This is a genomic window from Leptolyngbya boryana PCC 6306 (assembly GCF_000353285.1).
In the GTDB taxonomy this organism is placed as follows: Bacteria; Cyanobacteriota; Cyanobacteriia; order Leptolyngbyales; family Leptolyngbyaceae; genus Leptolyngbya; species Leptolyngbya boryana.
In genome coordinates this window covers 6,125,468-6,139,414 of the sequence record NZ_KB731324.1, presented here as the reverse complement: position 1 = coordinate 6,139,414, position 13,947 = coordinate 6,125,468, and the positions used below count along the sequence as shown (strand labels likewise).

The 13,947-nt window shown below is 48.4% G+C and carries 9 protein-coding genes; 6 read left to right on the top strand and 3 right to left on the bottom strand.

Features of this window, described 5'->3' with window-relative positions; translation table 11 throughout:
- Nucleotides 1–32: 32 nt before the first annotated feature.
- Nucleotides 33–1,529 (bottom strand): DNA repair protein RadA, encoded by a 1,497-nt coding sequence (gene radA / locus LEPBO_RS0130495; RefSeq protein WP_017291399.1) that lies wholly within the window; start codon nt 1,527–1,529, stop codon nt 33–35.
- A gap of 173 nt (nt 1,530–1,702) precedes the next feature.
- Between radA and rpaB the strand changes: the two genes are divergently transcribed.
- Entirely contained in the window at nt 1,703–2,434 is a 732-nt protein-coding gene (gene rpaB / locus LEPBO_RS0130490) for a response regulator transcription factor RpaB (protein WP_017291398.1), read from the top strand.
- A 99-nt stretch (nt 2,435–2,533) separates the two neighbouring features.
- Here the strand turns inward: rpaB and LEPBO_RS0130485 are convergent, their stop codons facing one another.
- On the bottom strand, nt 2,534–3,751 hold the full coding sequence (locus tag LEPBO_RS0130485) for a glycoside hydrolase family 5 protein (RefSeq protein WP_197693226.1): 1,218 nt from the start codon (nt 3,749–3,751) through the stop codon (nt 2,534–2,536).
- Between the two features lie 521 nt (nt 3,752–4,272).
- Here LEPBO_RS0130485 and LEPBO_RS0130480 point away from each other — a divergent pair.
- On the top strand, nt 4,273–5,022 hold the full coding sequence (locus LEPBO_RS0130480) for a hypothetical protein (RefSeq protein ID WP_017291396.1): 750 nt from the start codon (nt 4,273–4,275) through the stop codon (nt 5,020–5,022).
- Nucleotides 5,023–5,114: 92 nt separating this feature from the next.
- Here LEPBO_RS0130480 and LEPBO_RS0130475 read toward each other — a convergent pair whose 3' ends face one another.
- On the bottom strand, nt 5,115–5,810 hold the full coding sequence (locus tag LEPBO_RS0130475) for a hypothetical protein (RefSeq protein WP_017291395.1): 696 nt from the start codon (nt 5,808–5,810) through the stop codon (nt 5,115–5,117).
- A gap of 403 nt (nt 5,811–6,213) precedes the next feature.
- Between LEPBO_RS0130475 and LEPBO_RS40485 the strand changes: the two genes are divergently transcribed.
- From LEPBO_RS40485 to LEPBO_RS0130455, 4 genes are read left to right on the top strand one after another with little or no spacing between them, the layout of a single operon-like run.
- Nucleotides 6,214–7,812: a carbohydrate porin gene (locus tag LEPBO_RS40485; RefSeq protein ID WP_017291394.1), complete on the top strand. Its 1,599-nt coding sequence runs from the start codon at nt 6,214–6,216 to the stop codon at nt 7,810–7,812.
- A 12-nt stretch (nt 7,813–7,824) separates the two neighbouring features.
- On the top strand, nt 7,825–10,170 hold the full coding sequence (locus tag LEPBO_RS0130465) for a tetratricopeptide repeat protein (RefSeq protein WP_197693227.1): 2,346 nt from the start codon (nt 7,825–7,827) through the stop codon (nt 10,168–10,170).
- Nucleotides 10,171–10,190: 20 nt separating this feature from the next.
- On the top strand, nt 10,191–11,417 hold the full coding sequence (locus tag LEPBO_RS0130460; protein ID WP_017291392.1) for a glycosyl hydrolase family 8: 1,227 nt from the start codon (nt 10,191–10,193) through the stop codon (nt 11,415–11,417).
- A complete protein-coding gene (locus LEPBO_RS0130455; RefSeq protein WP_017291391.1) occupies nt 11,414–13,942 on the top strand; it encodes a cellulose biosynthesis cyclic di-GMP-binding regulatory protein BcsB in 2,529 nt (842 codons plus the stop codon). The genes LEPBO_RS0130460 and LEPBO_RS0130455 overlap by 4 nt, the downstream gene beginning before the upstream one ends.
- Nucleotides 13,943–13,947: the final 5 nt, after the last annotated feature.

Sequence of the window (13,947 nt, the reverse complement as noted above, 5' to 3'; positions counted from 1 at the left end):
CGAGAATTCTATCTCACCTCCCGATGACTTCTCTACTCGACGACATCCTCCCGCTCAATTTCATGTTCCTCTTGCTGTCGCGCCCGACTTCCCGCCAGCGCGACACTGATCGCATCCAAAACCCGTGACACTGGGATCACTTCCATTCCGACATCTCCATAACTCGCGCCCTTGGGAACGATCGCTTTTTTAAATCCCAATTTCGCCGCCTCCTTCAGTCTTAATTCCGTCTGCGAAACCGGGCGCACCTGCCCCCCCAAACCGACTTCACCGATCAAAACCGTGTAGGGATCAACAATACGATCGCGAAAACTCGCTGCCACCGCGACTGCTACGCCCAAATCCGCCGCAGGTTCCCCAACATTCAACCCACCCGACGACGCAACATAGGCATCCAACTTCGATAACGGAATGCCAACCCGTTTCTCTAGAACTGCCAGAATTTGCAGCAATCGATTGTATTCAATCCCTGTCGTCGATCGACGAGGTGAACTATAACTCGTCGCACTCACCAAAGCCTGCAATTCCACCACAATCGGACGAGTTCCTTCACACGCGACGATTGTAGCTGTTCCGGTTGCCGCTTCTTCTCGACTGCCTAAGAACAATTCCGACGGATTCAGAACTTCTTGCAGCCCTTGATCGACCATTTCAAATACGCCGATTTCATGAGTTGCTCCGAATCGATTCTTCACCGATCGCAATAATCGATGACTTGCAAAGCGATCGCCTTCAAAATACAAAACAGTATCAACCAAGTGTTCTAAGACTTTTGGACCCGCGATCGCGCCTTCTTTGGTTACATGCCCGACGATAAACAGCGTAATATTCTGCCGTTTTGCAACCTGCATCAGCACCGAAGTACACTCACGCACCTGCGAAACTGATCCCGGAGCCGAAGTCAACGCACTGTAGTACAACGCCTGAATACTATCGATGATCGCCACTCTTGGCTTCAGCGATTCCAACTCTGCCAGAATCGTATCTAAATCAATCTCTGGCAATAAATGCAGACTGCCTTGCTCCTCAGAAGGCTCTAGCAGTTCAGTTGCTTCTCCCTGCTTGCCAACGCCAAGCCGTTGCGCTCGCAGTTTCACTTGTCGCCCGGATTCTTCCGCACAGACATATAGCGTCCGATATTTCGTCGCTAATCGATTCGCTGTCTGCAGCAACAGCGTCGATTTCCCGATTCCTGGATCGCCCCCAATCAACACCAGCGATCCTGGTACGATTCCGCCTCCTAAAACGCGATCGAGTTCCACATATCCTGACCCTAATCGATCCTGCGCCGTATCCGAAATCTCATTCAATTTCAACGACGCGATCGCGCGGGCGGGAGAGTCGGATTGCATACGCCCTTTCGTTGCGCCTCGTAACCGGGTCATCTGAGCCGCCGCAGGGGGAGTCGTTGGGCGCGAGACCTGTTCCTCTAACGAATTCCATGTGGAACAGCTCGGACAGCGCCCAAAATGTTGAGAAAATTCAGCCCCACATTCATTGCAAACAAACGTCGATCGTACTTTAGGCATTCGTAAAAATTAATGATAAATTGCGTGTAGACATTAGCAAAGCTTAAGAAAGCTTGAAGCTCAGACATAATCAGGATTTGATGCCCTGAAAATTAAAAAGTGAGCTACTATCTCCATAATAAAAGTTGGAAAAATTAACGACTACGGATTTGACTTAAGGAGTATTACAAATCGTGGAAAGTCATAAAGAAAAAATTCTGGTTGTAGACGATGAAGCAAGCATTCGTCGTATTCTAGAAACTCGGCTCTCAATGATTGGTTACGATGTCGTGACGGCTGCTGATGGGGAAGAAGCCCTTGATACATTCCGCAACGCTGATCCCGATCTCGTCGTTCTCGACGTCATGATGCCAAAGCTGGATGGCTACGGTGTCTGCCAAGAACTCCGTAAAGAATCCGATGTCCCGATCATCATGCTCACTGCTCTGGGTGATGTTGCCGATCGTATTACCGGACTCGAATTGGGTGCAGATGATTATGTCGTCAAGCCATTCTCGCCTAAAGAACTCGAAGCTCGCATTCGTTCGGTTCTGCGTCGGGTAGACAAAACGGGCGTAACCGGAATTCCCAGTTCTGGCGTCATCCACATTAACAGCATTCGTATCGATACCAACAAACGCCAAGTTTACAAAGGGGACGAACGGATTCGCTTAACGGGCATGGAATTCAGCCTGCTCGAACTCTTAGTCAGCCGATCCGGCGAGCCATTTTCGCGATCGGAAATTCTCCAAGAAGTTTGGGGCTATACGCCTGAGCGCCATGTCGATACCCGCGTTGTAGACGTACATATCTCCCGCCTGCGCGCCAAACTGGAAGACGATCCGAGCAATCCAGAACTGATCTTGACGGCTCGTGGAACAGGCTATCTCTTTCAGCGCATTCTAGAACCCGGTGAAGAACTTTAAGTAAAGTGTTGGCGAGGAATGTCCCCGCCCCACTAACGTTAAATCCATGAGCGTGAGACCCATTGACGTGAAACCAACTGATATTCAAACAGTGTGCTGTTAACGAGCTTGGGTCTGCATCGGTTGAACGGGGAGCAATTGATTGAGTAACTGTTGTTTCGGTTGATCGATCGCGACCCAATCATCCTGCAAAATCCCACCTGTATCCTGGCTATTCGGATTCCAACTCCAATACGCGAATCCTAATTGGTTGCGCTTCAAATAATCCACAAATCGGCGCTGCCAAATCCCTTCTTTAGATTTTTCGTCAACTTGCCGACCGCCGAACTCTCCAACAAAGATCGGCGCAATCTTTTGTCGGACAATATAAAAAAATCCTTGCTCCCATCGGGTGGTCAGATTCCGCGGAAAATCGATCGCAGAAAACCAAGGCTGCTGAAAGACCCCTGCACCATATTCATGCGGCGAGTAAACCACGCGATTCTGCACGGCTAAACGAACCGGGAATCGCTTCACCCCTTCAAGATTGCCGCCCATCCAGTGCTTCAGTCTCTGCCCTGGCACATTGTTCTCAACCCCTTCGACCACAATCAGCCAATTGCGATTTACTTTCAAAATGGCATTTCCAGCCCGTTCTGCCGCCAATCGCCAATCTGTTGCTCGATCTCCAGTACCCCAACTTGCTTTGCCATGCGGTTCATTTTTCAAATCAGCCCCAATCACATGCGGCTGATTCTTATATCGCTCTGCCAGCATTGTCCAAGTGGAAATCCAATCCTCTTCTGTAAATCCATCGCCATACCAAAGCTCAGGAATGCGCTGATTATTTAAGCGATGGCTATCCAGTAACACCATCAATCCTTGCTGTCCTGCCTCTTGGATCACTGCATCCATTACCTCGATCGGCTTTTTCCCCTGTAATTCCTGATTGCTCCCGATCGCAAAATTGATCCCGCTTACCTCAGCCGCCCGCAATCCTTGCACCGAATACGGCAATCGAATCACGTTGTATCCCAACCCCTTGATCTGCCCCAACATTTCTTTATAGTCACGCGCCCAAAGCCCATGCGGCGAATTCGTCTCTGTCTCCAGTCCAAACCAGTTCACCCCTCGCAGCAACACAGGTTGCCCTGCCGCATCTACAATCTCAGATCCCCGTGTCGAGAGCGGAAGTTGAATTCGCACGGTCATTTGAGCCACGGAAGGCAAAGATTCAGGTGCAATGAAATTGAAAAGAATTGCGGCGATCGCGGCGACAAACAGAATTGGATAGAACGGTTTACGGCTCAAGTGCCGATGCAAAATTGATCGAATCAAGAATTCACGGAGCCTATTTACAAAGCAATCAATTCGCTGATTGAGTCTCATGATTTCGGGAATGTTTGAAAGAGAAACCTGAATAAAGCAGAGGAATCTTGCGCTATTAAACCTGAAGCAGCGATCGCGAAAATGCTCATCTAAAATACTCTTCCATCCTTGACGTAACCCTCAGACAAAAGTCTCATCTTCATTGATGAAACTTTTGTGAATTCCTGAAATCGCGACAAACCTCTGCGATTTCGCCTCTACGGATCTAACCCCTGTTAGCCGTTGAATTTCGTGAATCTTGATAAAAACAACCGCATTTTTACAGAAACTTTTCTGTGATTTGGCGATTCTTCATCAGATTTACACCTGTTTTCCCTCTTAAACAGATTAAGGTTAGTAGCAATAAGTAATCCTTCCGAGTGCCGTCGGTTGTCTTGATTCCGTTTCCATCGTGAATCCTGGCCGCGATCACTCAAAGAAATTACTGCTCTAACCCGGTTTTCTAACCAAGATACTCAGAACAGTCACTTATGTCTTCACTTGCAAAACTCTTTGTGCCTGCTGCCCTCAGTGCTGGAGCGGTCTTCTCAGCCTCTGCTGTCCCTCTTACGCTATATGGTTCTCAGCCGCTCGCGGTTCAATTTAAGGAAGAGCGTATATTTGAGGGACAATTGAGAGAGGTTGCAACTCCTTATCTCGCGATCGCCGGCTTTCTCAGCTTGGGAACTAGCCTAACGATCTGTGCGGCTCTCGGTTGGAGACGTGCTGCCCAAAACTCAGAATTCGCTGAAGCGCAACTTCTAGAAGTAGAAAAGCAGCTGAAGCAGAAAGAAGCTCAGTTGCAGAACACGCTGATGTCTGAAGCTTATCTAGCAGATTCTAACTTGAAGTTTTTCCTCGATGAAGATGTGCCGCTCCCTACTCCTGGCGTTCCTAAGTTGGTCACGCCTCAACCTGCTGTCAGGTCAACTCAAGGGACTCAACCTGTTGCGGCTCAAATTCAAACTGCCGTACCTCTTCATGCAGCCCAAACCTATCTGGGATTTTCACGCTCGACTGCGGTAGCTCAGTCTACTACTGCTCCCAATGAAGCGGATGCGATCGCAAAAATGCAAAAGCTCCAAAGCCAACTTCAGCACATCATGACTGAGATTGAAACGATCCAAAGCACGCTGCGCGTCGAGCCTGCATCAACTTCAACTCCTGTCTCTGATGCTCCTCTGAATCATCTCGCTCAACGCTTTCAAGCACTTGATCCAGCTTGGGTAGTCCAGAAGTAATCAAAAAAGCACTCAAGCTCACCTGCTCAAGTGCCCCATCATTGCTTCAATTCAAAGTCCCGCATTTGGGAGCCTGCAGAACCTATCTTGTGTCAACGCATAAATGCGTTTACAGGAAGTGCAGCATCAATCTGCTCTTTCACATCGTTTACTTTATTGACAGGTTGAACTGAAACTTTCACCACAGTTGTACCGGATTTCTGACTCGCCACTTTCGCAGTTGGCGGCTCGATCGACATCCACTGTTCTGTCTGTAAGTAACTTTTCCCATCTGCAGTGAATTGAACACTGGTTGCTTGATTCTTTTGGGCTTGTGATTGCACTGAGATCGAACTTCGAGTTGGATCAGTCAGTGCTAGAAATCTCACCTGATTATCGGGCTGAAATTTCAAAGCCAATTCTTGATTGCTCTGCTGCCAAGTTTCTAAAGCCCCATTCTGACCAGGTTGCAACAGATTCAGCGAGGTTTGCCATTTGCCTTTCTCAACACTCACTTGAGTCTTTGCCAGGATGGAGTAAGACCGCTCAGCAGCGATTTGTACATCTCGTCCCGGAATTTGCAGCGCTCGGATTGCTTGAACGGTAATCTGAGTCTGTTCTGGCAGATTTGTTTGACCGGAGATTTTGTAAACGCCTGTTTCTCCAGTTGCCTCAACTTGCATGGATAAAGTCGTCGTCTGTTGAGAACTACTCAGAAATGGCATCTGGGTACAGCCTGTGCAGAGAATCAGAAGCGAAATCAGGGTACTACTCGCAAATTTACGGAGAAATTGCTGCAAACTTTTCATAACTCATCATGGGTAGAGGGTAGTCAATTTGTCTAGCGATCGCAAATGTCAGACAACACCCTTATTCATTCCCTGACAGCTGAACTGACTCACATTTCTAATTTTCAAGGACACTTTGCCCACCGTCCAAATAATTGTGTCATTTTTTACCAGGCAAGTTAAAAGAGTAATAACCAGAGAAAATTTGAGGTTTCATTCCGAGATTTCGCGGGAACTCTAGGCATGGGAAATGCTGGCGCAAGTTGTAGTACTGAAATTCAGCTTTCCAGAAGCCGTAGGGTCATCAAATTAAGTATTTAAAAGCACGAGTTAATTCGTGAGATTACTTAGAACAGGCTTCGCAGTTCGTCCAAGTCCAAACAGTAAAAACCTGTCTATCGAGTCAATATGGTGTGGGTGAAGCATGTCAGATGTATCCCGGTTTCCTAAATTTATCTCTCTCATTTCTTGGGTTGCCTTCTCGTCAGTCTTAACAGTCCTGACGACTCAGGCAAGTTTCGGTAATTCAGCCCAAGCAAACCCCTTAAATTCCAAATCTCCTGAAAAGATTGCTGCTGTTTCCCAACCCAGCAACCCAGCTTTGCTGATTGAGAAATCGCAACCCGTGAATCAGAGCGAAGCAGATTTAATTCAACAATTATCCGGTCAAGCGACCTCTGTGCAGCCTGTAACTGCTGCGATGCCCAGTTTCGCTCCGCCTGCTGCTACAGTTCCAATTGCTGCTCAAAGCGTTCAACGTCCTGAGCCAGATTCTCCATCACTAGTCGCTTCTACCCTCTCTGGCAGTGATGTCGGTACGAATCTAGTCCCCACGCCCCGTTTTAAGGCTTCGACTGCATCGATTCGCGGCATTAACCCAGACGCATTCAACCCTACGATCGCACTGCAATCTCCGACAACATCGACAGAAGCTCCATCGATTGCCGCCCAAAATAAAGCGAACTTCTTAGCCCAATCCGGACGCGATGCGGAGATGCTAGGAAGACCCAATCGTCCGTTCATGCGAAGTACAGCCTTAACACCTCCAAGTTTGACCTTTCAAGGTGTTTTTCTTTATCAAGGTGATGAAACCTCGGCACGGGCAAGACTTTACGGCATATACCCTCTTAGCCCAAGTGCCTTAGTGGGAGCAACTTTAGATGTCACGACTGGAAGAGGTTTCACAGATACGCCCGACAACGGCTTTAATGTAAACGAGCTGTATTTTGCAACGTCTCCGCGTGACATTCCCAACCTGCGCTTTGTAGTTGGACAAATCGATTTTACGTCCTACTTCGATCGCAATAGTTTTGCAAAAGACGGTGCAACTCACTTCTTCAATCCGATTTTCCAAACGAACCCTGCTCTCAGCGCAACGGGTATTGCATCTCGTCCTGGCGCACTTGTTAATTTCAGCTTGACGGACAACATCGAAGCAAAAGCTGCGGTCTTCTCTTCTTCAAAGGGATTAAGCGACTTTGCCTTAGACGGTTTTGCGGGTGAGTTGGGGATGCGCTACGGAAACTTGATCGTGCGTGGAACCTACGCCACTGATCGAGATTCTGGCTCAAACAGCGGCTTCCAAGAAATTTTCCAGCTGAGCCGGGGCGGAGGTCGTACTGGATTATTAAAAGGCGATCGAGAACAAGCTTATGGTGTCAATGCAGAAGTTTTCATTCCTAACTTGAAGATGGGCATCTTCGGGCGATATGGACGCTATAACAATCTTGATCTAGACGAAAGTGGCGACACCTTCAGTGGGGGCATCACCTTCCTCGATTTATTTAGCCCTGACGATCGTTTAGGACTCGCTTACGGTCGCGCGTTGTCAAATGACAAGCTCAGACGGAACAGTGGCGAAAACGTACCCGATGCTTTGGAGTTGTTCTACGACTTCAAACTTCTGTCGAACTTGCGTGTGGGCTTCTCAGTCCAACAGCGCAATAATTTCTCGGAAACCATCGCGGGCGTTCGTCTTAGAAGCGAATTTGATGTCACACCCAGAGGAAGACTGGTTCAATAATTCACCTGCATCATGAGTACACGGAAACACCCTGCTAAGATGTCTCGCGTTAAGAAACAGTTCACGCTCTCTCTTTGCCTTGGATGGCTACTTGCCGGAACACCTCTGCTGACTCTTGCAGAGGCACAAATGGCAATCGCTCAAACGCAAAACATCCCTGCGGATGTCCGTCAAGCTTATACGCTACTCGGCAAAGGTTGGGTAGACGATGCAATCCAAGCATTCCAGCGATCGATTCAACGCTATCCAGACTCAGTTGAAGCGAAGCTAGGATTAGCGATCTCGCTGCGTCGAGCAGGTCGTGATTCTGAGGCGTGGCAAGCCTATCAACGAGTGTTGCAGCAAGATCCGAACAATCAATTAGCGCTGAAAACAGTTGGACTTTTAGCAAGCTTTAAGCCGGAGTGGCAGAAGCAAGGGATCGATGCCTTGACGACGCTGCTTCAACTCAACGCAGGGGAAACTGAAGCACGTGCCCAACGTGCCTTGCTGTATGGCTATCAAGGTCGTTTTACCGAGGCACTTGCAGATTATGAGATGGTCTTAGCAACAAATCCAACGCCAGAAGTTCTGTTAGGAGCCGCTCAAATCTATACCTATGCTGGAGATAGCCAGAAAGGACTGGAGTTATTTGAGCGATATCGTTCGCGCACTCGTACTCCAATTACGGGCAATGCAGCGATCGCCTATGCCCGTGCTTTGCGTGCAGCAGGAAACAATACTCAAGCTATTCAAATTTTAGAAGGGCAACTTCCAAAGCAAATGAATGCGTTTGGAATTCAAGTACGCTCTGAACTCTCTCAAGCTTATTTGGCAAATCGGCAGTCGGCGCAGGCACTCGCAATCCTTGATCCATTACGCGATCGCACTGATTCTCGGTTGCCGTTAGCACGTGCATTGAATGAACTGGGCAGACAGGAAAACCGCCCAGAACTTCTAGCACAGGCAGGAGCATTGTACAGACAGGTCTTAGCATCAACATCGAACCCTTCTCCAACGCTGCTTCGAGAGATTGCAGATGTCTTGGGTGGAATTTCTCAAGAGCGCCAAACGGCTCTACAGATCTATCGTCAACTCGTTCAGCAACAACCGAACAATCAGACTTTAGTCATTCAGCAATTGGCATTAGAGAGCCAGCTTGGCACGCTGAATCAAAGCGAAATTCGGCAACGTTTAAGACCGATTTTACAAAGTTTGCCGAACGAGCCTGCTCAACAATTTGCGATCGCTCAAGCACTGGTTCGATTAGAACCCGATCCTGAGTTCTTCGACATCTATGAGACATTAATCCAGAAAGAAGTCAGTGAACCGTTCTTGAACTTCCGTTACGCGCAGCTTTTGATTGAGCGTAACGAATTTGAAGCGGCAAGAGCGGCTTTATCTCGCTATCAATCTACTCCAGTTGGCGCACGCGACCAAGCTCCAGAACTGCTATTTGCAGAACTTGATCGCCGACAAGGTAACTTAGAAGCTGCCGCAAAACGCTATGAAACTTTAATTGCGAGTGCCTCAGCAAATGATGAGTTGAAAGCAGGGGCAATTCGTTCTCTCGCAGGCTTGAGACTGTCTCAAAACCGCTTTGACGATGCCTTGAGATTGTACGATCGCTTAATTGCAGACAATCCTGACGATTTACAACTTCAACTCGGTCGCACTTCTGTTGCTTATCAGGCAAAGAAAATTTCAGAGCGTGAAGCAGAAGTTGTGCTGGCTCGATTCTTGCAGTCTCGCCCTTCTGAAACCCCTGCTGAACTCTATACCTTGGTAGGAATTTTACCGAGTGATGTCAGCCGTGAAGCTTTATACAACGCTCTCATTGAAGCTGATCCCACAAATGTTCCAGTTCAGGTGCGGTTGATTCAACTGTTAGCCAGTCGCGATCCGCTGCAAGCGAGAGCACAGGCAAATCGGCTGATTGCTAAAGTACGGCGAACTGCATCAGACGATCGCACCAATCTTTCTCTGTTATTCCTCAAAGCTCAATTAGAGCAAACACTCGGAAATAGTAATCGTGCAGAAGATGCTTATCAAGCAATTTTGAAAGTTGAACCTGAGAATTTAGACGCGCTTTCTGGTTTAGGGGGAGTGAAGTTCCAACAGAGACAATTTACATCAGCCGAAAATATCTACACTCAAATCCTGGAAATGAATCCAGACAATTTGATTGCTCAGCGATCTCTGGCTGAACTCTCTGCGGCTCAAGGTCAACCTTTGGCAGCACTAGATCAATTTGAACGGCTGAAAATTCAACAGACCGAGCAAGGAGCATCAGATTTAGAACTGGAGCAACGAATTCAGAAACTCCAGGAAGGAATGTTGCAACAACGCGGTTTCCAGCCGCCTTGGGAACGTTATTAACTTAACGGTGACTTAACTGTATGCTGCGATTGCTTGTCCCGCTCACGATTATCGGATGCATTAGCATCGGTGGCTTAGTGTCTTGCACCGTTCCACCTCCGCGATCGACATTGGCTTCTAGCGTGGAAGTTTCTGACCATCGTGCCTTACTTGCTGAGAGTTGGACAGCTTATCGAAAGCGATTTATTCAAGCCGATGGTCGCGTGATCGACTGGGAAGCGACGGGTCGCTCGACTTCAGAAGGTCAAGCCTACGCCATGCTTCGAGCCGTGATTGCAGACGATCCCGAAACATTTGAACGAACGCTACGCTGGGCAGAAACCAACCTGCGACGACAAGATCAATCTCAGACTCCGATCGATTCTCTCTGGGCTTGGAAATGGGGACAGGACGCTGGAGGCAAGTGGAGAATCCTCGATCCAAATGTTGCGAGCGATGCTGATATTGATGGAATTACCGCATTAATTTTGGCATCGCGACGATGGCAGCGATCGGACTACCTCACCCTCGCGCGCCGTAAATTAAAAGATCTTTGGGCAAAAGCAACCGTCACGCTTCCAGCCGATCAGAAACGATATCTCCTCCCTGGCGCTGTGAATCTATTTCAGCGCAACGAAAAGCTCAAAGCGAACCCCTCATACCTTGCCCCTTATGCCTTTCGTCTCTTTGCCCAAGTTGATTCAGAGCGAAATTGGCTGAGTCTAGTCGATAGTAGCTATCAGATGTTAGAGCAATCCTCGAAAGTCTCCCCTGTCGGCTTACCGAGCGATTGGATTGCCCTCGATCCGAAAAATGGACAGTACAGTGCATTAGATTCAGGCAGTCCACTGATTACCCAATATGGTTTTGATGCGAGTCGAGTTTGGTGGCGGGTTGCCTTGGATGCGACCTGGTTTAATGAGCCAAGAGCGAAGTCATACCTTCAATCAAATCTGGGACATCTCAAACAGATGTGGCAAGCTCAGCGCAAAATTCCTGCCAAACTCGATTTACAAGGACAGGCTGTTGTGGATTACGAAGCCACCTCGCAATACGGCATGTTATATGCTGCCTTCCGAGTGATTGATCCCGCGATCGCTGAGGAAATTCTCACCGAAAAGCTCCTGCCTGCATATCGCAACGGATTCTGGGATAACGATTCCGCTTATTACTCTCAGAATCTCGCCTGGTTTGGACTGCTCCCTCCAAATGTCATGGCGGCTTATCTTACAGATCCTACTCAAGCTGCAACTATATCCCTCCCATGAACAAACGGTTTTCAGATCAGTCCTCTCATTCAGGACATCCACGTCGATTTTCTAAAACACTGCTAAAACGGGCACTGATTCTCTGCTGTGCAGGTTTAGTCACTGGGCTTGCGATCGTGCTGCTGCACACCCCGCAACCTATCTCAGCTCAAGGTGTTCAAAGACAGGAAGATCAGCTCATTCGGGACTTTAAGCTCCCATCCACGCCAGTTGAGGCCCCTGTCTATCGCCCACAAGCCCCTGTCTATCAGCCTGAACCTGCTCCTATCGTTGAAACACCACCAGCAGCAGAGCCTTACTACGAGCCTGCACCGTCACAACCTGCGCCTGTAGAATCGGCTATACCCGCACCGTCGCAATCTGCACCCAAAGCCGAGCCAAAGTCTGAGCCAACGAAAGCTGCCAGCGCTGAAGCATTGAGCCGATACGTTTTAGAATTCAACCGGAGTCCAGCGATCGGGAACCGTTTCCGTTTACAGGGAACCTACGCTGAAGCACGGATTGGCTTCACACGACCCAAAAATTGGACGGTCAAAACGGCAAAGGTTGTCGTTCGATTCCAGCATTCTCCCGCGATCGTGGCAGACAAATCGAATTTGATTGTCCGCGTTAACGATACCAGCATCGGCAGCGTTCCATTGAACTTGAAGAATGCTCAAATCGGTGAAGCAGTGGTGAATATCCCAGCGAATCTGATTCAGGATTACAACGAAGTCACTTTAGTCGCTCAGCAATCTAATTCCCCAACTTGTGCAAATCCTGACGATAAAGCCCTCTGGTCAGAAGTTCTGCCTGACTCGAAAGTGGTGCTAGATTATCAGCCTCAGCCACTCGCATTAGATTTCAGCCGCTATCCTTTGCCGTTCTTTGACAATCTCGGCTTAGATACAACTCGGTTGAACTATCTTCTGCCCGGACAAGTGAATGAAGCTTGGCTCACTGCTACGAGTCGTTTTCACGCGCATTTCGGACGGTTAGCTGATTTTCGATCGCTAGAAACCAGTCTCGTAAGAGACACCAAGAAGTTTCAGTGGAACGATCGCTTAATCGTCATCGGCACACCTAAAGATCAGCCGACTCTCAAATCGATGAAGTTGCCTTTGAACATCACGAACGATCAGATCGTAGATGGGAATAAAACGGCACTTCCTGACAATGTCGGTGTATTGATGCTAGCAACGCTCAACAACGGTGGTATTCCGGTTCTCATTGCTTCTGGAAACAGTCCAGAAGCAGTTGCGAAAGCAGTTCAATTCCTGGTGCAACCGAGCAATAGCCAGATTGGGGCAGGGCAAGTTGTCTTAGTTCAGAATGTTGCGGAAGTCGAAAGCCCGAAACCTCGCAGTTGGGAACGCTACTTGCCACTTGAAGATTCATTCCAATTGAGTGCGTTGAAAGGCTTAGATAACAAGCCATTCAAGGATGTGACAGTCCGTGGAACTTCTGCGCCACCTGTTCAGTTTCAGTTCCGAGCATTGCCCGACGATCGCATGTTACGGGGTAGCTCAATGAATTTGAAATATAGCTACAGCGCTCAAGTCAACACCCGCAAGTCTTCGCTCTCTGTACGAATTGATGGCGTTACAGTCGGAAGCAAGAAACTGACTTCTGATAATGGCGCAAGTAATGAAACGTTCAACGTTGATTTGCCGCCCAATTTGATCAAGTCGGATTCTGTAATTGATGTTGCTTTCGATCTCTATCCCAAAGAATCTTTGAAATGCGGCCAGGTCAGCGATCAGCAGCTGTCGGGAACCGTTCACAGTTCAACAGAGTTCAAGATCAACCGTGAAAACTCTGTCGAGTTACCAGACCTCAAACTGTTGACCACGGGTTATCCATTTGCCGCGCCGCAAGATCTTTCCCAAACGGCGATCGTGGTTCCTGACGCTCCGACTGAAGCAGATGTGATGACGCTGCTGAAATTTAGTGAGCGTTTAGGGCGGCTCAGCCAAGCTCAATCCGTCAAGCTCGATGTCTACAAGCCTGGAAGCCTGACTGAAGCAGTGAAAAAAGATCGGCATTTAGTCGGAATTGGGACACGCGATCGCTTCCCCATTCAGGAAATGCTGCAAGCCAATAGCGGTTTTCGTCTGATGGATTCTTTCACAAGAGAATCAGGCAAAGAGAAGATTAACGTCTTACCCGATCAAGGCGGTGTGATCAAGAGCATGATGTCGCCTTGGAATCGCGATCGCGTTCTACTAGCACTGACCGCTCAAACAGATTTCGGCTTGAAGCAAGTTCAAGATGTCTTCAGCAACGACCTTTGGTTCTACCAACTTAAAGAAGACACGGCTCTCATCAGCACGAATCAAACGAATCCTTCACCTTTCGATTCCAACGCTTATCAAATGCAGTTTGTGAGCCAATCGGAGCGCCGTCGAATTGAAGACACAAGCATTGTGAGCAAGGCAAGGCAATTCCTGCAAGAACAGTGGTATCTGCTTCCGGTCGGCATTGTCGGCAGCTCAGTCGTGCTCTATGGCATCAGTCAGCTTTTCTTGAAGCAAGTTGGAGGTTAATTGAT

What these genes read in the sequence shown, in the direction of transcription:
- radA (WP_017291399.1), bottom strand. Translation starts at nt 1,529, where the DNA reads ATGCCTAAAGTACGATCGACGTTTGTTTGCAATGAATGTGGGGCTGAA.
- LEPBO_RS0130480 (WP_017291396.1), top strand. Translation starts at nt 4,273, where the DNA reads ATGTCTTCACTTGCAAAACTCTTTGTGCCTGCTGCCCTCAGTGCTGGA.
- LEPBO_RS0130475 (WP_017291395.1), bottom strand. Translation starts at nt 5,810, where the DNA reads ATGAAAAGTTTGCAGCAATTTCTCCGTAAATTTGCGAGTAGTACCCTG.
- LEPBO_RS40485 (WP_017291394.1), top strand. Translation starts at nt 6,214, where the DNA reads ATGTCAGATGTATCCCGGTTTCCTAAATTTATCTCTCTCATTTCTTGG.
- LEPBO_RS0130465 (WP_197693227.1), top strand. Translation starts at nt 7,825, where the DNA reads ATGAGTACACGGAAACACCCTGCTAAGATGTCTCGCGTTAAGAAACAG.
- LEPBO_RS0130460 (WP_017291392.1), top strand. Translation starts at nt 10,191, where the DNA reads ATGCTGCGATTGCTTGTCCCGCTCACGATTATCGGATGCATTAGCATC.
- LEPBO_RS0130455 (WP_017291391.1), top strand. Translation starts at nt 11,414, where the DNA reads ATGAACAAACGGTTTTCAGATCAGTCCTCTCATTCAGGACATCCACGT.